The sequence below is a fragment of the Bacteroidota bacterium genome (genome assembly GCA_016714535.1).
Taxonomy (GTDB): domain Bacteria; phylum Bacteroidota; class Bacteroidia; order AKYH767-A; family OLB10; genus JADKFV01.
Genome location: JADKDR010000001.1, coordinates 540,566 through 561,991, shown reverse-complemented (window position 1 = coordinate 561,991; position 21,426 = coordinate 540,566). Strand labels below are relative to the sequence as shown.

At 39.5% G+C, this 21,426-nt stretch carries 14 protein-coding genes and 1 riboswitch; of the genes, 6 read left to right on the top strand and 8 right to left on the bottom strand.

What is annotated here, in order from left to right; genetic code table 11:
- Positions 1–5 precede the first annotated feature (5 nt).
- The 6 genes from IPO27_02250 to IPO27_02225 all read right to left on the bottom strand — a co-directional run bounded on the left by IPO27_02250 (position 6) and on the right by IPO27_02225 (position 10,887).
- Positions 6–728, bottom strand: coding sequence for a DUF2071 domain-containing protein (locus tag IPO27_02250; GenBank protein MBK8845424.1), 723 nt, complete (start codon positions 726–728; stop codon positions 6–8).
- Positions 728–3,805 carry a glycosyl hydrolase gene (locus IPO27_02245; GenBank protein MBK8845423.1) on the bottom strand — a complete coding sequence of 1,026 codons (3,078 nt, stop codon included), beginning with the start codon at positions 3,803–3,805 and terminating at the stop codon, positions 728–730. Before IPO27_02245 ends, IPO27_02250 begins: the two co-directional genes overlap by 1 nt.
- Before the next feature lie 82 nt (positions 3,806–3,887).
- On the bottom strand, positions 3,888–4,619 hold the full coding sequence (locus tag IPO27_02240; GenBank protein ID MBK8845422.1) for a hypothetical protein: 732 nt from the start codon (positions 4,617–4,619) through the stop codon (positions 3,888–3,890).
- 186 nt (positions 4,620–4,805) lie between these two features.
- On the bottom strand, positions 4,806–6,872 hold the full coding sequence (locus IPO27_02235) for a hypothetical protein (protein MBK8845421.1): 2,067 nt from the start codon (positions 6,870–6,872) through the stop codon (positions 4,806–4,808).
- 166 nt (positions 6,873–7,038) lie between these two features.
- Positions 7,039–9,501: a carbohydrate binding family 9 domain-containing protein gene (locus IPO27_02230; protein ID MBK8845420.1), complete on the bottom strand. Its 2,463-nt coding sequence runs from the start codon at positions 9,499–9,501 to the stop codon at positions 7,039–7,041.
- Between the two features lie 195 nt (positions 9,502–9,696).
- Positions 9,697–10,887: a PQQ-dependent sugar dehydrogenase gene (locus tag IPO27_02225; GenBank protein MBK8845419.1), complete on the bottom strand. Its 1,191-nt coding sequence runs from the start codon at positions 10,885–10,887 to the stop codon at positions 9,697–9,699.
- A 342-nt stretch (positions 10,888–11,229) separates the two neighbouring features.
- On the opposite strand from IPO27_02225, the gene IPO27_02220 reads away from it, so the two are divergent.
- From IPO27_02220 to IPO27_02200, 5 genes are all read left to right on the top strand, one after another.
- Positions 11,230–12,825: a hypothetical protein gene (locus IPO27_02220; protein MBK8845418.1), complete on the top strand. Its 1,596-nt coding sequence runs from the start codon at positions 11,230–11,232 to the stop codon at positions 12,823–12,825.
- Positions 12,826–12,893: 68 nt separating this feature from the next.
- Positions 12,894–13,217, top strand: a complete 324-nt coding sequence (locus IPO27_02215) for a hypothetical protein (GenBank protein MBK8845417.1) — start codon at positions 12,894–12,896, stop codon at positions 13,215–13,217.
- Positions 13,218–13,273: 56 nt separating this feature from the next.
- Complete coding sequence (locus IPO27_02210) at positions 13,274–14,581, top strand: O-antigen ligase family protein (protein ID MBK8845416.1); 1,308 nt, start codon at positions 13,274–13,276, stop codon at positions 14,579–14,581.
- Positions 14,535–15,614, top strand: coding sequence for a glycosyltransferase family 4 protein (locus IPO27_02205; protein ID MBK8845415.1), 1,080 nt, complete (start codon positions 14,535–14,537; stop codon positions 15,612–15,614). Before IPO27_02210 ends, IPO27_02205 begins: the two co-directional genes overlap by 47 nt.
- A 10-nt stretch (positions 15,615–15,624) precedes the next feature.
- Positions 15,625–16,539: a hypothetical protein gene (locus IPO27_02200; GenBank protein MBK8845414.1), complete on the top strand. Its 915-nt coding sequence runs from the start codon at positions 15,625–15,627 to the stop codon at positions 16,537–16,539.
- On the opposite strand, the gene IPO27_02195 is transcribed toward IPO27_02200, so the two are convergent.
- Positions 16,515–19,634, bottom strand: a complete 3,120-nt coding sequence (locus IPO27_02195) for a hypothetical protein (protein MBK8845413.1) — start codon at positions 19,632–19,634, stop codon at positions 16,515–16,517. The genes IPO27_02200 and IPO27_02195 overlap by 25 nt on opposite strands.
- Before the next feature lie 50 nt (positions 19,635–19,684).
- Positions 19,685–20,008, bottom strand: a complete 324-nt coding sequence (locus IPO27_02190; protein ID MBK8845412.1) for a hypothetical protein — start codon at positions 20,006–20,008, stop codon at positions 19,685–19,687.
- A gap of 453 nt (positions 20,009–20,461) precedes the next feature.
- A riboswitch (SAM riboswitch) is annotated at positions 20,462–20,580 on the top strand.
- A gap of 135 nt (positions 20,581–20,715) precedes the next feature.
- Here IPO27_02190 and mnmD point away from each other — a divergent pair.
- The gene (mnmD, locus tag IPO27_02185; protein MBK8845411.1) at positions 20,716–21,411 is read left to right on the top strand and encodes a tRNA (5-methylaminomethyl-2-thiouridine)(34)-methyltransferase MnmD; all 696 of its coding nucleotides are present in this window, start codon (positions 20,716–20,718) and stop codon (positions 21,409–21,411) included.
- Positions 21,412–21,426: the final 15 nt, after the last annotated feature.

Here is a 21,426-nt window from a genome sequence, read left to right as displayed (position 1 = left end):
GCAATCTATTCAATCCAACTTCTGTCCATCACACTTATTTCCGAGCCTTCGGCAAGCATAATACCATCGGCATTCAAGTGGCTTAGGAATTCAAAGGATGGCCCATATACCGTTTCGTAATTCACTTTCAATTGGTGCTCTATCACTTTGTAAATATTCCAACGTGGATGTTGCACCTGGTACTCAACCGTGCCATTGCCGCTTGCTTTTGCATAGCCCCAGTAGTGTTCGGTAATAAATTCTTCTTTGCTGTCGGCCATTATGGGTAATGGTTTATTTTCTGCCTTTAAGTAAATTAGTTGCTCGGCATTTTTTTCCTTCCACGAGTATTGCACTTCAAGTGTATCAGGATGTTCCTTTATGAAGTGATCCATTGGTCGAGCTACATAGCTTTCCTTATAAATAGAATTGGCAACCAATGTAAGAAGAAGTTTAGGTACTATTTCCTTAATGAAAACTACACCCCGCTTCCAGGTTCCTTTTTCATTATACCTAACGTAAAAGCGCAGATTAACTTCTTCAAAATTGCGATGGAACGGAATTGGTATGCCTCTTAGCTTCGTATTTAGAAACATAAAGCCAACAAGGCTGATGTAGCATTTATTATTCCAGCTATCCAGTTCGGTATGTGCCGGCACTAACGGTAATAGTATACGAGGGTCAATTGTATAATTGACAAATACCAGTTTGCGCCACTCAGCAGTAAGGAATTTTTTACTTTGATGCATTATTTTAAAGCATCATATTCACTTCTTATGGCAATGTTAATAGGGTCCATTTTATACTTGGCCAATAATGTATTTACCTTCTTGAGTTCGTTATTATAATAACCGTTAACAACTGCTAGCGCGTCATCCATTTCTTTACGCAAACCTTCGGTCCTGTCCAACTGCGAAGCTGTTGGTTTACCTTCCTGATAGCACACGGTGCCATACAGGTTGCTCAGCTTTTCGCGTATGCGCTCTTCGCCTGTAATAGCTGTACCACCAGTAGTTGCCACATACATCGCCCGCTGTTTTTCCATTCGTGTTACCAAGTCAGTCAGTGCTTTTTGTAAATCTTTCTTATCTGTGCTTTTAGTCATTCGCGCGCGTGCAGTATCGGCAACGCAAATTACCTGATGATTCATAAAAGCCAAATCTTCGCACATGGCATACAATTTCAATGTGGTTGAATTAGCTAACGCTCTTTCTTCTTTACTATACGGAGTATTAGGTAATGCTTTTAATTCAATCGTTCCATCGTAAGACTTATCACCTTTTATTAATTTGATATTATAGGTGCCTTCGGTAACCATAGGTCCTACAAAGCCGCCAAAATCAAGGCGCACGCCCTTGGCGGTGCGTGGTGGCTTGGTGCGCATTCCCCACGTAACACGGTTCAGTCCTTTACGTTTACTTCCCGGAATTTTTTCAAGTAACTTTCCTTCTTTGTCATAAACCTCCACTCTAACATCACCGCTCATTACTCGGTCTTTAAGATAATAATAGATAACGGCATCTTCGGTGCTGTTATCGCCTGTATATCCACCGGCACCGGGAAATCCACTTCCATATTGCCCCATCGATAAATAATTGGGACGTGTGGGTAATAGTGCAACTTCTTTATCCAGTATTTCTGGCGTTAGTGCGCGTATCGGAGTGAGGTCGTCTATGATTAGTATTCCACGTCCATGTGTCGCTAGTACTACATCATTTGTCTTTTTGTCAATTACAATGTCGCGCACAGGAGTCATAGGAACCTTGCCTGTAAACTGTGTCCAGGTAACTCCACCATCAAGCGTGATATACAGACCCATTTCGGTGCCGGCTAACAAAATATTTTTATTAGACAGGTCTTCTTTTATTTTGTGTACAAAACTCTTTATATCGCTTGTGGCAATGTTGGTCCACGTGGCTCCACCATCTGCAGTCTTAAGTATATAAGCACGAAAGTCACCACGTGTATGATTTTCAAACGAGGCATAAATTACATTTTTATCAAAACGACTGGGCTCAATACTGCTGCACCATGTATTAGCAGGAATTACTTTAATATTTGAAGTGAGATTTTTCCATGACTTGCCACCATCGTTTGTTACTTGCAAATTCCCATCATCGGTACCAACGTATATGGTGTTGTTGTCAAGAGGCGATTCGCAAATTGTAAAAATGGTACAGTGATTTTCAGCACTCGAATTATCTACTGTAATACCACCCGACTCTTCCTGTTTTTGTTTTACAGGATCGTTGGTAGTAAGATCAGGCGATATGCGCTCCCATGAGTTGCCACGGTCTTTTGTTTTGTATAAAAATTGTGCGCCACAATATAATACAGCTTTATCATTTGGGCTGGCGTATAAGGGTGTATTCCAGTTCCAACGCAATTTTGGCTCGCCTGCTTTGGGATAGGGTTGTATGTCTTTATACTCATTATTTTTTTTGCAAAAACGGGTAATATTTCCTCCTTGCGATTCACTGTATACATAGGAGGGATCAAGTAAATCGGGTTGAACCCAGAATCCATCGCCACCGCCAACATTTTCCCAGTCTTTATTTTCAATTCCGTTCGAACTTTGCGAAGGCGCCATCCACGAGCCATTATCCTGAAGGCCACCATATACATTATAAGGTATTTGCTCATCAATGGCTACATGATAAAATTGAGAAACAGGAAGGCTGTTTAGAAATATAAAATTTACGCCTCTATCCATTGACATATAAACGCCACCATCTGTGCCTAAAAATAACTGTGAAGGGTTTTTTGGATTGATCCACAATGCATGATGATCGCTATGCACCCAACCACCATCAAAACTTGATTGACTGAATGACTGACCGCCATCATTGCTATAGGAAAGTGTTAGCGATGGTCGATAGATGCGATTACTATCGGTAGGGTCAACAACAATGCAGCTAAAATAAAAAGGGCGCCAGCTTACATTTTGATTGTTGCTTTGTTTCGTCCATGTTTCGCCAGCATCGGTGCTGCGGTAAAGGGCGGTTTCTTTCGCTTCTGCTATTGCATATAAATTATCGGGAGCCGAAGGAGCCATGGCCAGGCATACGCGACCAAGCATTTGGCCATCAAACCCTTTTTGAATTTTACGCCAGGTTTTTCCTCCATCGGTGCTTTTAAATAATCCACTTGTTTCGCCACCACTTGCAAATGACCATGCGGTTCTTCTGAATTTCCACATCGATGCATAAACCACATTGGTGTTGCGTGGGTCTACCATTATATCAGCACAGCCGGTGCCAGCGTCTTTATATAAAATTTTTTCCCAGGTTTTTCCACCATCGGTAGTCTTGTACAAGCCACGGTGCGGACTATCGCTCCACAAAGCTCCCGGTGCGGCCACATACACCACATTGCTGTTTGTTGGGTCTATTACGATTTTACTAATATGCTCAGTGCTATCAAGTCCGGCCAGTGACCATGTTTCGCCTGCATCGGTGGTTTTATAAAGCCCGTTACCTATGCTAACACTGTTACGCATATTACTTTCTCCCGTACCGGCAAAAATGGTTTTCGGATTTTTTTGGTCGATAGCAAGGGCACCTATCGACTGTGCATACTTATCGAAGATAGGCTTAAAGAGACTTCCTCCTGTGGTTGATTTCCAAATGCCGCCAGCTGCGGTGCCCACATAAATGGTGCGGGCGTCTTTATCAACTCCTTCTATGGCCGTAATGCGACCACCCATTACGGCAGGCCCTATGGCTCGTGCTTCATATTGCCCGAACATAGCACTGTTCATTTTTATCTGGGCGTATACGGTGGTGGTTAACAACACCATTAAAGACATTACGTAGTGCTTAGTCATTTTTTTTTGATTTAAAGTTTGAATACAAAAGCCGCCACAAATAAATTCATGGCGGCTCATATATTTATGAATTAACATTTATTTATTTCCCCGGCATTAGGAACATGGCATCTTCCATGTCCAAATTGGGTTCGATAGAAGTAATGGTCATCTTTTGACCTTCACTTTCGCCTACCGCACGCGACTCCATGCCGTAAGCCATAATAATTCCTGTGCCAGGCAGTTCTTTGTAATCGCTGAATATGGTTTCTGACTCTACTTCCTTGCCTTGAAAATTTTTCTTCGATAAAGATTTCAATAAATAATAATTTCCTGCATCTAAAAAGTAATACTCCACATCACCCGATTTCTTTATGATCTTAAGTTTATAAACATCGCTGCCTTCCATTTCCTCCTTGCCTGCAAGTTCAACTGTATTGCCTTTAGCTTTGTAATCGTATAATGGACCATTTATATCCGCCTGGTCTTGCACTTCGCGAATCTCTTCTTCCGACATTTTATGTGGAACGGTATCTCCCTGAAACGGATTAATAGACCATCCTGTTTTGCCATCATAGCCGGTGCGCATATTCATTCCCTGCACGGTTACGGTAGTATACATCATGTTGGGTTTTTTTATGCTTATTTCGATTGGTATTTCCATTGGGCCAGCCATCATACTCATTTTCATGCGCATTGATTTTATTGCATCCAATTTTTCTTTGCCGCCTATTGCTTTAAAGTATTTATCAATTACTTCATCTACCGTTTGGGCATTCGATAGCATTACCCCTAAGGATAAGAATAGTGTCAGGATAAGTTTGTTCAATTTCATTTTTATAATGTTTATTGTTTTATTTTAGAGATGCCAAAAGTACTACTTTGTTACAAATAACCTGATGCTGCGAGGTTAAAATATGCTGAATAGTAAAATTGGTGTTTTCCAATTGCTAAAGCAATTGGACGCAAATATTTATAGGTATTCGAATATGATTACTGTTGCCGCGCAACTTACACTCTTTTAGTACACAACAAATTTATAAGGTTTTGACTGTTCGTTTTTAGTTATGATAATACACGTATAAATACCAGAGGCTAATTTACATGGGAATTGATAATTGGTGGTTCTTATTGCAGGTGAGCAACTCATAATAAACCGGCCGGTATTATCAAACAGACTTAATCCTTGGAGCGATACGTTTTTATCAACCACATGTAAAACCCCATTGCCCGGCTGATAGCAAATGCTGCCTGTGTTATCATCTAGCGAAATTATGGAAGTAGAAATGCCAATAACTCCCGAGGGTACACTGCACTGCAAAGTATCTGTAATGATTACATAATAGTTGCCGGCAACTCCAGGATAAAAATTTTGCGCAGTTGACAATACAAGTCCGGGATTATTCACATTAACCCACGCATAGGTTACATTGGTTGTAAGGCAATACATTGTATCATTAGAAACAACCACTTGTGGTGTAGGAGGTAATTGAAATTCGTTGATAAAACCGGGGAATAAAACCGTATCGCACCCAATTGCATTGCAGGCTATTAGTTGCACATCAAAGCTCCCGTAGTTGTTGTAACATATGCCGGTTGGATTCTGATCGGTGGAGGTGTTAGGAGCAGCACTGGTGAATGTCCATTGCCAGGAAGTTGGCGAGTTTAAAGAGAGGTCGAAAAAGTCAATACATGCCTTATCGCAAAAATTAGTGTCGGTACAGGCCAAGTTTGCAATAACCCCGGCACATGGTATTACAGTTAGCACCAGAGTGTCATTGTTGCTGCAAGTTAAATCTGTTACGGTAACAATATACGTTCCGGTAGTAGTTGGATTAATGGTTTGAGAAGTATCACTCGTGCTCCATAGATAGCTGGTAAAGACTCCGGGGTCAAGCATAATCGATTGTCCGTTACATATGGTGGTGTCATTGCCCAAAGTGGGTGTTGGTTTATTTACGATAGTTACAGAAAATATGAGGGTGTCGCTATATGGCGGAAAAATACTTGCTCGAATTAACTGAACATTATAATTACCAGGTGCAGAGAATACATGGCTACTCATGGCATCGTACGAAGTATTGAGCGGGCCGGTTATAGGATCGTCAAATGTCCATTGATGTGCGATGTAGGAGGTAGAGTCATTTGCAATAAATAGGGTGGTATCGCCAAAGCAAAATTTATCGATGGTGATAGCTTCTGAATAAACAAGCACCGTGTTCCATATAGAGTTGTCCTGGCTTACTCCATTGGCATGATCAAAAACAATGTTTATCGAAGTGTCTCCGGGATTTACAACACCATTTAGCGTGGAGGTTACATCTGGCCCATTGATGGCCATGGAAGCATCATCATCATATACTCCTACCGGTACACCATTTTCGTAAAAGAAACTGGCAAAGGGTCCTCCGCAGCTATTTGGTATTGAGTTGATGTCAGGGCCAAAGCCTGTTCCGAGATTGTTACCATTTACGGTTACAATTTCGCCATCGCTCGGATCGCACATATACCCCATATGAAAGCCTGCAACAATATCTCCGGTGCCCGGCAAAGCCGGACTAAAATTCAACTGATGGGTAACCGTGGGCGACATATCCTTATCATTGCCAAATAAATGCACATTTATTAATTGCAAGTTGGGATTGCTATACATCACAATAAGGTAAAAGTCGGTATAAAAGTTGGCACCTAATCCACTTTGAACTGAAACAAGTGTATAAACTGTATCGGTAGGCGAAATTATATTAGTAACATCTACAGCGTGTGGGGCTGCTACTCCTCCATAATTGGGATTTAAAAAGTAAGGAGCAGTGTTGGTGCCATTGTTTGTAAATTGCACAGGCTGCCCATCAAGTTGAAAAGTAGGGTTACCTCCGTTTCCTAACTCCCCCGCACATAAAAATGCTTTATGAATGCTACTGCCAGGTGGAATATGAATGGTGATATCATTAGTAAATGTGCCATTTATTCCTCCCGAAAAACCATTGCAACTTATACCGCCTTTATATTTGGTGGAATAAAATTTTACCTGAGCAAATAAGGTAATACTAACAAAGAGAAATGCAAATGCGAATGTTACAGCCTTCATATTTTTTAGGTTTATCGAATAGCAATAATACTAATATTTTTCAGAAGCAATGAAGATGGTTTATCATCTGATGATATTGATCAGAAACGAAAGTTTCATACTTAGATGTAGCCTTTGAAGTGCTGCCACTTTTTAATTGCCAAAACGCATTGTCTGATTAAACAAACTAAAGTTGTTTTTTCTTGAAATATTTTCTCAAATATAACCAATCGAGAAAATAAAGCGCCCTAATGCTGATGGTGTTTGTGGAAGGCAGATTGTTGAATCGTGCCAAATTCTTTCCGTAGGCGGGAGGTTTTGCCTCTATGCCGGTTTCGTCTTCGAGGGTATATCGGTAAAAAATAGAAAGATTACTGCCGGGTGCAAATTGCCAACTGAATAGCACATCGATATTGGCAAAGTTGTAGCTAAAGCTAGCATTGTTAGTATACTCATTGGTCAAGAGTAAATTTCCATCGTTTTGCAATTTAAAGTAGTTTAGATATTGGACCGTATTCCAATAGTGCCTTGCATTCAGATTAATTGCAAGGTTATTTTTGAAGATGAACCGGGCTCCAATTTGTGGTACATAAGTATTTGTTCTGCGCTCACCAATAAGGGGGGCATTATTAAAAAAAGTAGCAAATCCAACATTATGTGGATCGAAATAATAAAACATGCCGGCATTAATTGTTAGTCGGTTGCTGATGCGATAGCGAAGCATAGGCTCAACATTATAACCTTGGCCTAAAAATTTATCAAGAAAATTAGAAGTGTTTAAACTTAAATCCAATGCCAGCTTTTTGCGGTAATCTGTGCTAATGCCCCAGTAGGCATAATAGTATCTTAGGGAATTAAAATACAAGCCTTCTACCCGTGGTTCAAAATAATCTTTACTTACAAATGGCGCAAACCCAGCACCAAAGAAATAAGCGGTAAACTTACGTGTCATGTAAAAGTTGTTGTAGTTGACTTCACTGTTAGTACGTTCGCGTGTTAGGTAGTCGATGTTATAGTTGAAGGATAAGTTACTATTGCCGAAATTGAGAAATTTCCATGGATTGTATAAATTGAAACGTATATACGCACTGTTACTTACCAGGCGGGGAATATTCTGAAAGCCAAGGTCGCGGGCAAAATATTTATCGGAGCGCACCTCTTGCTCAACACCATATTCGTATTTGCCCCCCACTTTATTTATTCCTACATAGTATTTAAATCCCATCTCATCATCGGTACTGGCCTCTGCGCTGTCCTTATGCAGTTTTTGCGAAAAGGCTGCATTCCCTTCTATAAGAATGGTGTTTTCCTTATTGCGATAACGACCACCCAATGCAGATACATTGGAGTCATCATATACTTTGCCTCGTGTTGTATTCAGGTTCATAAAACTTACACTACTTTGATTAGGTAGTTGCTGCTCTAAGGATATCACATTATAATTAGTTCTGGGGGAGGTCAATACATTGCGGCTTTCGCCTGCTTCGTTTTCTATGGTTGCATAAATATTATCAGTGACAGCATTTATAATGCCTACTCCAAGCCCTCCGGGTGTGCGGCCGGTAAGTTTGGTGGCATTTAGTAATTTACTCTGACTCGGATTTTTTATTACACGTTCATCATTATCCAATTGCGAGTAAACATCAAAAAAACCGATGGGTGTATTTCCAATTCTGCGCGAATAAAACAATCCATACTTATCAAATAATTCGACCCCTTCTTTAAAGAAGGGTCTGTTCTCATCAAAAATAATTTCGCGATAGGTAAGGTTCTTTTGTTTTTTGTCTGTCACCACCTGACTAAAATCGGGAAACAAAGTCATGTCAACCGTAAAGCTTTCGTTTAAGCCAAGCTTTACATCTGCACCAGCCGCATAACTATATGAGCTGGTATAGTCAAATTTTTCGTTGGTCGTAAAAAACGGGCTGCGCTCAAGTATAAGCGTAGCATATGGTGTTAGTGACAAACGCAACGGAGGCTTAATGTTTTCAATGCCTTTTATGGTTCCGAAAAATTTAATTGGATTATTTTCCTTTTTAGGAGTATAGCTCCATTGATCGTACTCGCGGGTGCGTCTGATGGTGCGTGCCACCTGAATGGCCCATTCTTGTTTTTCTACATTTGGAAAACGAATAGATGAATATGGAATTTTAATTTCGGCTGTCCAGCCCTTGTCGTTGATTTTTGTATTGCTTATCCAAACGGTGTTAAACTGATTGTCGTTCCACTTAAAATCTAATTGCACCCCGGAAGCATAAAGGTCGAAAAAGAAGGCATCTTGACGGGTATTATAAGGGTCGATTACAAGGCGTACTTTATCAGCATTTAAGTCACCATCATCGTAATTGCCAAGTTCGCGCAATATGCTATCGGGATGTGGATCGTAGCACCATGCTGCAAAATAAATGGCCTCGTCATCATAGAGGAGTTTAAATTCAGTGCGCATGCCCGGTGCCGCTGCTTCTACCGGTTCAAATTGTATAAAATCCCCAAAGGCCACTGCATTTGCCCAATCACTTTCTGTAAGGTTCCCATCAATTTTAATATTCCCTTTAGCGCGTGTTGCTGTGCATTCACGGTTCGATTGTTGCGCCACGCTTATGCTTTGGAAAATAAAGAGTGCAAATAGGAATGGTAGAATTACACGCATACTTGGTTTTTTGTTTTATGCAAAAAAGGATAGTATTAAGAGATGACTAGAAATTTGTTTGTAAATAAAAAAATAATTTCTTGTAGCGCAACGGTCATTAACCTGTATTTAACCCGTTTTGAAAAACTTTTTCATCAAATTGGGTTTGATGCGTAGCATGTTTAATGATCAGAAATGAAATTTGAACAGTACGAATTATTTTTTCGAAAATACCAACTTGAAAATTTTTCCTCCATTGTTGCGCGGACCTGGTCCTCGCTGTGCCAGCACATAAAGTTCTCCCTGCTCATCTTCGCCAAAACTGTTGAGTTTATGCTCGATGTCGTTCGTTGATTTCGAAGTTATCATCAGGTTGTAGCTTTGCCATTCATTTTGTTGCTGTTGCAACAAAAATAATTTACCATTATAATCACCATACACATACATCCCTTGTAATGCCTTGTAACTGCCACGATATACGTAGCCACCACAAACGCTAATCCCTACCGAATGTGGATACTCGTAAATAGGGTAGGTAAGTCCAACACGATCACATTCATTAGCATCATAGCAATGATCACCTTCCATAATGCGCCAACCGTAATTTTTTCCTTTTTCTATGATATCGATTTCTTCGAATTTGTTTTGTCCAACATCCCCGGCAAATAATTTGCCGGTAACCCTATCAAACGATATTCGCCATGGATTACGAAGACCATAAGCATAGATTTCTTTTCGCGCATTTTGATTTATAAAAGGGTTGTCAGTAGGAATGGCGTAAGGGGCCTTGCCATCTATATTTATACGTAATATTTTTCCTAGAAGCGTTTGCAGGTTTTGGCCGTTACCTAGTGCACCATGTTGGTCGCCACCACCCCCTCCATCTCCGCTTGCTATATATAGCAAGCCATCTTTGCCAAATACAAGTGTGCCTCCGTTATGATTGCTTTCGGGTTGTTCTATTTCAAGTATTATCCGCTCAGTCGTTTGTGCAACATTTGCATTGGCCGAAACACTATATTCAGCAATCACACTTTTATGGTTGCTTTCATTAATTGATGATGGTGCGCTGTAGTAAATAAAAAACCTTCCATTAGTTTTGTAATTAGGATGAAAGGCAAGTCCTAACAGTCCTTTTTCGCTATAACCAATGCTGAGGTTATCTAGTTTTTGCGAAATATCAAGAAAGGGTTTTTCTAATATAACCCCGTTTTTAATAATTCGAATTTGTCCGCTTTGCTCCATCACAAATAACCGATTGGTTCCATCATTTGCTGTTGCCATGCCCACAGGCGACTGTAAACCTGACGCGATAAGGTTGAGCGAAACAGTTATATTAGGATGAATAGATTTTTCTATTTGGCCCTGAAACCCTGTATTTCCGGGTGTTTCGAACGATGTGCACATTGTTAATAAAAACGCAATTGAGCACGGGATAACCGCAAGGTATTTGAAGTAATTTTTCACCGCAAAATTTTGGTCGCTAAGGTAGCCAAGTTTAATGATTGACGGGCAAACATAATGTTAACGGATTTATAGTTGTAGGTAAATTGTGGAAGGTGAAATAAGCATTATCATGAATTTTATACCATTACCATTTTCAACCTCCCGGTTATGTTAACTTATATTTTAACGAGCATAAACATTGTAAATAAACTAAAGGCATTAAATTGTGTTTTTTAAAATTAGTTGCAAGAAAAAATAAACCACAGCCCCCAAAAAAATAAGTTACAGAAAAAATAAAACATAATGATAGAGAAGAAAATTGAGAACAGTGTACTCCGCATAAACAGTATTGAACTGAGCAAAGAAGAATTGGCACTGTTTACTCCGGCATTCGAATCGCTTTTGGTAGTGCTGCACGAAGAGTTGAATGAAGAGCGTAAGCGGTTGCTGTCAGAACGTTTTTTTATGCACAAGGCTCTTGAAACTGGTCATGTAAAGCGGTTGGTTGATACCCATGCTGAAGTAGAGGGTAAATGGCAAATGCCTGATGATGTGCGTGCTAATGTGCGCAAAGCCGAACTATGTTGTGCGGCAGACAATGATGTATTAATGCGCAGACTTTTGCAACAGCCATTATCCAAAGCCCAGGGCTTAAACATTGTGGTTGATTTTGAAGACTCCCTTAAGCATACATGGAAGCATCTGCTAGCCGGTATGCGGATGATACAAACGGTGATAGTGCCACGATATATGAATGGCAACGAGCGATTAGCTTATAAAGCTCCGGGCATTAGTTTTAGAATAAGAAGCATGGCTGCTATCGAAGAAAATGTAACCATAAACAATGAGCCCGTTTGTGCAGGATTATTTGATTTGGCCATGAGTTTTTGCCTTGCAAATAAAATGATGCTGCAAATTCAAGTTGAATATTACATTCCCAAAATCGAACACTATCAGGAAGCACGATGGTGGAATATGATTATTACACTACTTGAAAATTTTAATGAGATTGCAGATAATGCAATAAAGACTATTTTTATTATTGAAACATTGCCTGCTTCGTACCAGATAGAAGCAATATTGTATGAAACAAGAAATCGAACCATCGCTTTAAGTTGCGGTTACCGCAACCGAATAACCAGCGACCTCAACATTGTAAAAAGAAAACCTGATTTTATCTTGCCTGAGCGCCTTCACCTTGATTTGAAAAACAACTACCTAAGCGATTTTGCCAATTATATAATAGCCGTTTGTCACAAGCATAAAGCCTTGGCTATTGGTGGCCTTACTTTGAATGCATCGGGAATGACAGAAGATGGCAATGACGAGTTTGTAACCAAGAACAACAATGATATACAACAGCAGCACACGCTTGGTTTTGATGGATGCTGGACCGCCCACTATGCACACATCCCCTTCATACTAAAAACCTTTACTGAAACGCATCAACTTGAAAAAATTCCATTAGGATATGACGATATTCCCGATTTGTTGAACATAAATTTGTTTCCGGTTACAATGGAAGGATTGTGCGATCATGTGCGCACCATTATTACTTTTTTGCAAGCCTATAATGAAGGGTATGCAAGCCTCATTGTAAATAACAGACTTGAAGACGTTGCCACCTATGAATATGCAAAAACGCAGGTAATAGATTGGTATAAGAAGGGAATCACACTTGATTCAGGCGAAAAACTAAATTCCCGATTGGTTAAGGATATTATCATTCAGGAGTCAGAAAAACTTCAGGAGCTGCTTGCCCGCGAGTTTGAAGGAAATCCAACCGGTGAATTGGGAGCAATAATTAATACCTATACTCAGGCTGCCATCAATTTTGAGCAGATGGTAATAAATTCAGTAAGCGAGGACATGCTTTATACCAAACAGAATGTGGAGTAATAGATACTGCGTTAAATTTTATCATAAGCGTTTCTATTTCAAATGTTGTATTTCATTTTTTAAATCAGATGATAAAGGCCCCGGTCATATTTATTAAGATGCTGCGCAGGCAAGGGATAACGTTGTGGCCATTTATTCTTATTCATGCACGATATAAAACCGACACCATCTTATTGAACCATGAGCGTATTCATTTGCGCCAGCAAATTGAACTTTTGGTGCTCCCATTTTACGTTTTGTACTTGTTGCATTATCTGGTCAACCTGCTACGGTATCAAAATCATCAGCTGGCATATGAAAATATTTTTTTCGAACGCGAAGCATTCGAAAACGAAAGTAACCCGCAGTATCTAAAGCATCGAAAGTGGTTTGCAAGTTTCCGTTTTTTTTAAAGCATAGATTAGGTTTTTCCACACCAATTTTTTTTGCAAGTTTACAGCCTCATTCTATGGTAGATTATCTTAAACGTTATTTCGAATTTATTCTGGTTTCGCTTGCATGGGTTGTGGCAGGAGTTTATATAAACGACTTCCTTGCGCTTGGCCTTGCCTGTGGTTCGTTGGTCTTGTATAATTACAAAGCACGCTACTCAGAAATGATAATGAGCCTGATACTTGTTTGCGCCCTTAGCGATAACCGACACTATTCAATGAGCTGGACATTAGACACCAAAAATGTAATGATGGTGCTGATGGCTGTTTTTTATTTACTTAATCGAAAATTGTTTACCCATCCCAATAAATTCTTTTGGGCTTTTATTCCCATGTTTATGGTAGCGTTATTCCTGGTGTATCGCAGCCCCGATCCTTTTAAAAGTTTTCAGAAAACAATGAGTTATGCATTGTTCTTTATTTGCATTCCGCCATACTTTTTTAAACTATTTGAAGAAAAGGGTTTTCAGTTTCTCCGCGACTTTATCTTTTTCGCTATCGGTTTGCTTTGCCTTGGATTGGTGTATGCAGTGGTGCGCCCCGATTTGGCTTATCTCATAGGAAGGTACAATGGAATTCTTGGCAATCCCAATGGAATAGGGATTTTTTGTGATGTGGTATTTTTTGCCTTCTTTATTGTTAATGACAAGTATCCTGATTTGTTTTCGAAAGTTGAAAGGCAGTTTATTTATGGAGTAATAATAATTAGCTTACTTCTTTCAGGTTCGCGCACCGGTATCATGTCCATTTTTATCCTGCTGTTGTTTGCACGATTTCATAAGCTATCTCCATACTATGGTTTTGCTTTACTTATTTTTATAGGTATTTCTTATCAGATGTTTACAGATAACATAACAGTTATCTTGCGAGACCTGGGCCTCGAAAAATCGTTCCGTAGCGAAACCGTAGAAAGTGGCAGTGGCCGGTTTGTGGCCTGGCAGTTTGCCTGGTTGCATATTCAGGAAAACTATTTGTTGGGAATGGGATGGGATTACGATAATTATCTTTTTGATAAATACCGCGAAGTCTTGAGCAAGTTAGGGCATAATGGTGGAGTACATAATATAGTACTTGGTTTTTGGCTCAGCCTTGGTGCCGTTGGTTTGGTATGTTTTATTTTTGGATTTATTCGCTCATACCTTCTCGTTTTTAATAAAAATAGGCTGGCATTGCCTTTTATGTATGCTGTTTTGTTTTCTACTACATTCGAAGCCTGGTTAATGGGATCACTCAATCCGTTTACTGTGTTTTGGATTTTTACCTTTGCTTTTTTTAATTATGAATACCAATTCCAACCGAAAGCGCGCACTGTTCCTGTATTATGAACTGGCCGGTTATTTTATTGCATCGGCACAGCGGCTAGCATCGCAATACCCGGTGGATGTTCATATTGTTCGCTATCCTATTAATAGTGTGGCTCCTTTCAAGTTTGAAAACTATGAGGGTATTACCTTTTACGAACGCAAAGATTTTGATAGAAATAAATTGATGGCACTTGCCAAAGAATTAAATCCTGAATTTATTTTTTGTTGTGGTTGGATGGATAAGGATTATGTTGCTGTTTGTAAAATATTTAAAGGCATCACTACCACCATTATTAGTTTAGATAATCCCTGGAAGGGAAATATGAAGCAGCACGTAGGTGCATTGGCAGGTCGATTCTATATTCCTAAAATATTCAACTATGCCTGGGTGCCGGGAGAGATTCAAAAAAAATATTGCCTAAAACTAGGATTCAAAAAGCAACACATTTTTACTGGCCTCTATGTTGCCGATATCAGCATGTTCAATAAGCAATATGAATATGATCGCTCAGCCAAGCAACTAAACTTTCCTCATAAAATATTATTTGTTGGTAGGTACACTGCACACAAAGGTGTGCAGGAAATGTGGAATGCCTTTGTGCGATTGCATAAGGATGTTCCAAACGATTGGGAGTTATGGTGCATTGGTAAAGGCGAACTGGAACATCTATTGCCGGTGCATGAAAAAGTGAAAAATTTTGGATTCGTACAGCCTTCCGAATTGGGGCAGTTTATATCGCAAACAGGGGTATTCATACTTGCAAGCAGGCTTGAGCATTGGGGCGTGGTAGTACAAGAATTTGCTGCTGCCGGAATGCCCGTTATTAGCACTACTAAAACGTATGCAGCAAGCATGTTTGTAAAAAATAATAGTAGCGGAATTGTTTGTGAACCTTCAAGCGAAGAAGCGCTTTACCAAAGTTTTATAAAGCTTGTATCACTGGATCATAAGACACTGTTGCAAATGGCAGAACAGAGTCATGTTTTAGCACAACAAATTAATGCGGACACTTGGGCACAAACCGCATGGAAATTTATAAATAGCCATAAATAAGGAAAGGAAAATGGCCACCTCATTATTCAAGCAAGTTGCAGCTTACCAAGGTCATAAAGGAGGCGTTTATGGTTTAGCAGTAAACACGCTGCAGCAAAAAATTTACACAGCCGGAAGCGATTCTTTTATTGTTGAATGGGACTTGGACGGTACCGATGGTAAGCTTATTGCCCGTGCCAATGGCATCGTATATCGTCTTAGTTACATAAATGCTGGCCATTTATTATTAGCAGGAAACAGCCTGGGAGGAGTGCATGTAATTGACACAAAAAACAATGCAGAAATTCGTCTGCTAAAACCCTTTGAGAAAGAAATATTTTGCATTGCATGGTTTCAAGAAACGGAAACATGTGCTGTAGCCTCTGCAGATGGGCAGGTTATATTTTATAACAGACAATTTGAACCACTTGCTCACATAAGAATTTCGAATGCGAAAATCAGGAGCATGGTGTATCATGCCGGCACGCAGCTCTATTATGCGGGCACAGCCGAGGGAAAAATTATTGCCATAAATGCATCGCGGTATAAAGTAGTACAAGAGGTGCAAGCTCATCGCCCCGGCTGGAGCGTAAACTGTATGTGTGTGAGTGCCGATAATTCCATGCTCATAAGTGGAGGGCGCGATGCCATGTTAAATTCGTTTGATTTAACCACAGGGCTAACTCCTGTTCTGAAAATTCCGGCACACAACTATGCAATCTATTCAGTAGAACCTTCGCCCAATAAAAAGTATTTGCTTACTGCAAGCCGCGATAAAACCGTTAAGGTGTGGGATGCTGATACCATGCATGTTATACAACGATTAGAACCTGTTGGCGATAAAGCGCACAGTTATTCTATCAATTGTGCAGCATGGATTGATGGGCGCCATTTAGTATGTGCCGGTGATGCACGCGAAATTTATATTTTTGATTGTGCCGAATAATTTAGCTCAACAAGTGTTTGTGTTCCTTTGCCGGGAGCTGAGGTAATCGAGTATGTTCCACTAATTGTTTCCATCCTGTTTTTCATGTTTGACAAACCATTACCAAATTTGCCTATGTCTTGCATATCGAATCCTTTGCCCATATCATCAATCAGTATTTTTAATTTCCTGGGTTGCGAAGTGATTAGGATTTTGACAACTTTTGACCCCGAATATTTTACACTGTTGTGCAATGTTTCTTTCACTACTAAAAAAACATTTTCGCGCATGCGTGCATCTATGTAATCGTGCGGAACCTCTCCTTCGGTTTGCATTTGTAATTGCATACGGTTTTTTCGCAAATACTTTTCTGCATAGTTCTGCATATACGATACCAGGCTATCAACATTATCATGCTTGGCACTCATGCTCCATATAATTTCGCGCATGCGTGTTACCAGTTCATTGGCTTCGGTTGATATATCACTTGCATGTTGATGGGCATCATTATTTTCAACCAGGTCTTTCATCATATTGGTCATCATGGCTATAGAAGATAAGCCTGCACCAAGATCATCATGCAAGTCGCGAGATATACGGTTACGTTCGCGTTCTACTGCAAGTAATTTTTCCTGCTCTGCAATTTTTTGTTTTAATTTTATTTGCGAATAATAACGTACTACATAGTAAGCAATAACAATAGCAGCAAGCAACAGCAGGCCAATAAACTCAAGGCTGCGATACCACACGGTTCTTATCACTATCCGCATTGGAGCTTGCATCTCGTATGTTTGCCCTGCCTCATTCATAGTACGTGCAAGCAGGGTATATGTTCCCGGAAAAAAAACAGAGTTATACCGTGGCGATACATCGGTATAAAATGCTTCCAACACGGTGCTGCGCTTCCAGGCTGCGTCATAACCTTCGAGCATATACATAAACGTAAATTTATTTGAAGGCAAATGTGTTACTACACTGAATGTAAAGTGTAAGTCATTTTGATTGTAAGTAAAAACCAGTGGCTCTGCATCGAAATATTCCTTTTTGAATTTCGAAGTTTCAGGGTCAGCATTGTTAGCTAGCAGGCGGGTTGTGTTTACAGTAAATTCATTCAGATAGGGGATAGCTTCTTGTTTGCTATACGCAACATCAGCGGGTTTAAAAAAATTAAGTCCATTATCTGTAGAAAAGCAAAAGGTAGAATCGGGAAGCATAAGCGCCCGCTCGCCATCAATAGTAAAGGCATTACTTAGGATGCCATTTTGCGATTCAAATAAAACCAACTTGCCGGTCTTAATCTCATAGCGGCCAAGTCCAATTCCTTCTATCGAAATAAAAAGCGTGTTGTTTTCATATACTAATAGGGATTTGATGATGCTGTCAGCACCAATCAAGGTATTGCATTTATTCGTTGCAGGATCGAAAGTAATTAAACCGGAATTGGTAGCAATATATACTGTATCGCCAATTATTGCGAGGCTATTGACAAAGGAATTGCGAGTGCATTCAATATTGGTAGCCGTAGCATTTAACAAATCGTATTTAATAAGCACTGCACCTAAGTCGGTGCCGGCTAATACAGTGTTGTTGTCAAGTTGGGCAAGCGTGCGCGGGCGTGCATACTTCAGGTAAGAAGTACCCGGTTCAACCTTAGTAAGTTTATTGCCATGTCCAAAACGGTAAACTCCACTTGCAGATACTGCCCAGGCTTCTCCCTGCATGGTTCGCAATCCATCAAATGCAAAGGATTGGTTTAACGTTTCTATCTCTCTGTTTTTGTTAATCAATAAAATACCATTGGCTGCAAAACATAAGTAGGTGCGGTCATCTAATTTAAGCATATCATTTACCTGCATTCCTTCCAGTTGCTTCCACTTGTTAATTACATTGGGTTGATAGAGGTTTATGGTAATAAATTCATTGTTACTTGTTGTTGCCCATACCATTGTATCGTTTAGTAAACCCATGTTATGTATTACATAGCTGCTATTAAGTGTGCGCAAAAGCATTTCAAAATTCTTTGATGATTGAAACAGCAATCCATCGGTACGAAAAACAAAAACATTTTTTTCGGAAGTAAAATAAATCGAACCACCATCATCGTGAAAGATATAGTTGATAGCCTCATTCTTAAGAAAATATAAATTATCTTGATTAGGTGAAATGGTATCCGTAAGAATAAAATTATTTTCCACCGTGCGCATGTAATGCAGTACATCGTTGCCTCCTGAAGCTATCCATACATCATGCTTCGAGTTCTTACAAAAGTAGAATGGCGCTAATGTATTATCTGCTACTCTAAAAGGTTTGATTAGTTCAGATGTGGTAATTACATTTTGATTAACATGATCCTTAGTAGCTGTATAAATTGCATTAATAGTTTTGAAATAAAAAAAGCCGGAATCAGTTTTCAGTTCCTCTATATTAAGAAGAGCATCACCGTTGGGCAATTTTAATAGAACTTCAGTTTCCGAAACATGGTTGACTAAATTAACACGCAGCACCTTATTGTTATTAGTTACAACCCACGCATGTTGCTCAGTAAGCGCAAGCGTGAAGTATTTAAAGGTGGCAAATCCCTTTTCGTTTACCTGTAAAGAGTTTGAAATAAAAACACCATCGACAAGCGTAGTTTGAAATATACTGTTGCGCGAAGTCCAAATAATGCTTCCATCAACAGCACATTTGATATTCGAAATTTCGTTGAGAACACGATTCAGCGTGTCGTATAATAAAGGCATACGGAAGAAGGAATCCGTTTTTTTATTGTAAACACAAATTCCATTTTGGCTGCCAATCCACAAACGATTTTTTTTGTCTTCGGCCAAACACCAAATGCGGTTATCGCACAAAGAGGTAGTATCATTGATGTTGAACGTAAATGTTTTTGTGCGCACACCATCATATCGTACCAGGCCAAAATTACTTCCAAACCAGCGCATACCCAAAGCATCTTCAACAAAACAATTAACTCCTTTTATAGGAAGTGTTTGAAGCTGATAAATGGGCGCTTGCGCAATCGAACAAAAGGTATTGCACACATTAAGCACAACAAGAAGCATCCATGCAACAACACGCAGACAAAGCCTGCTATGGTTCGATTTTTTTTTCTGCATTATGCCTCTGTCTGCACTACCTGGCTATCAAGCAGTTTTTAATGCTTGCATCATTTAATTTGGATTAGCGAGTCAATCTTAGTTTCATCACTTGGTATGGTTACAATAGTTGGAGAAACTGTACGGGCACAGTTAGAACTGGGTGGGCATTTTCTTACTCCACGCTCACTGCTTGTTTGTGCTATTACACTTGTAAAAAGTAACTCATTAAACGATTTTAGGAAGGAAGATTCCGCTTGCTCAAATGCATACCATTTTCCTACGGCAATATCTGATACTGCTGCACGTTCAAATTTGTTCTCTGAAAGAATAAATTTATAACGTGTAGGCCTACCTTGTTCTGTGTCCTTGTATCTTGGTTCAATAAGCAGCATTTTTGAACTGCTTAAAGAGTCAACAACAAGCGCTATTCTGTAATCTATGGGGGTGGTAATCGAAACGTCTTGATTTGGAGTAAAATCGTAGAAACATGAAGAATCAAGAGTTGTTTCAAAGTGGAGTAGTCAAGAGTAAGTCCACCAAACGAATTTTTGTTACCGGAGTCGAATCCTGAATCAAAGACCTTAAAAAAATCTTCAACTGTAGATTGTTGTGGTTTTTTTTCTATGTTAATGGGAGGATTACAAAGAGTTCCCAGAAAGAAAAACAAGGCCGAGCATAAGGCTAGTAAAATTAAAGTGCGCTGCTTCATATTGATTTAGGTTTAAAGTTAATAATGACTGCAATGTAAGCGATGAAACAGGCGATGTCAAGATTTTTTTTGCAGATTTTTGTTTTTGATAAGCGAATAGATACTTTTGCCCCCGGTTCTTATAAATATTAAAAAACACTTATCAAGAAAGGCGGAGGGACTGGCCCTATGATGCCTTAGCAACCGACCATGGTTTTACCACGGTGCTGGTGCTAATTCCAGTCATGACCAAATTTGGTCATGAACAGATAAGCCGATGTACGATTGATAAATTTATTGAAGTAAATAATATGTTTAAATCTCTCCGGCTTAACTGTCGGGGAGATTTTTTTTTGACAAAAACTTTAGAACAATAGTAATATGATTGAAACGATTTATGCCGAAGATGTAATGACACCGCTGCAAACTACCTATGGTATCAATACGCAACATTTATCTGTAATAAAAACGGAAGAGGGAAGCCACACCATCTACAATGCTGATATATGCGAACATTATCATTCGTTGCATGGGGCTATTCAGGAGAATAAGCATGTGTTTATTAAAAACGGTTTATTACCATTTTTGAATAAATCTAAAATTTCAATTTTGGAAATGGGATTTGGTACCGGACTCAATGCCTTGCTTACCTATCATGAAAACAGTTTAGCTAAGAAGCAAATTGAATATACAACGATAGAGATGTTTCCTTTGTCTGCCGACTTTGCCACTAGTCTCAATTATTGCGAGTTAATAAACCCGGCTTTAAAAGGAGTGTTTAATAACATGCATCAATGCAATTGGAATGAGCGGGTGCAATTCAATAATTTCAATTTGCATAAAGTATATGCCGATATGCTCGAAATTCAATTTGAAGATAAATTTGATCTGGTGTACTTTGATGCATTCTCTCCCGCGCATCAGCCATTATTGTGGAGCAAAGAAGTGTTTAAAAAAATAGCCGATGCATGCACGAGCCATTCGGTGCTAGTTACATACTGCGCCAAGGAGGATATACGCAATGCGCTGCAAGAGGTAGGTTTTGAAGTTGAAATATTGCCCGGTGAAAAAGGAAAGCGCGAAATGATTTATGCAAAAAAGAATTAAGTATTTAATAAAAGA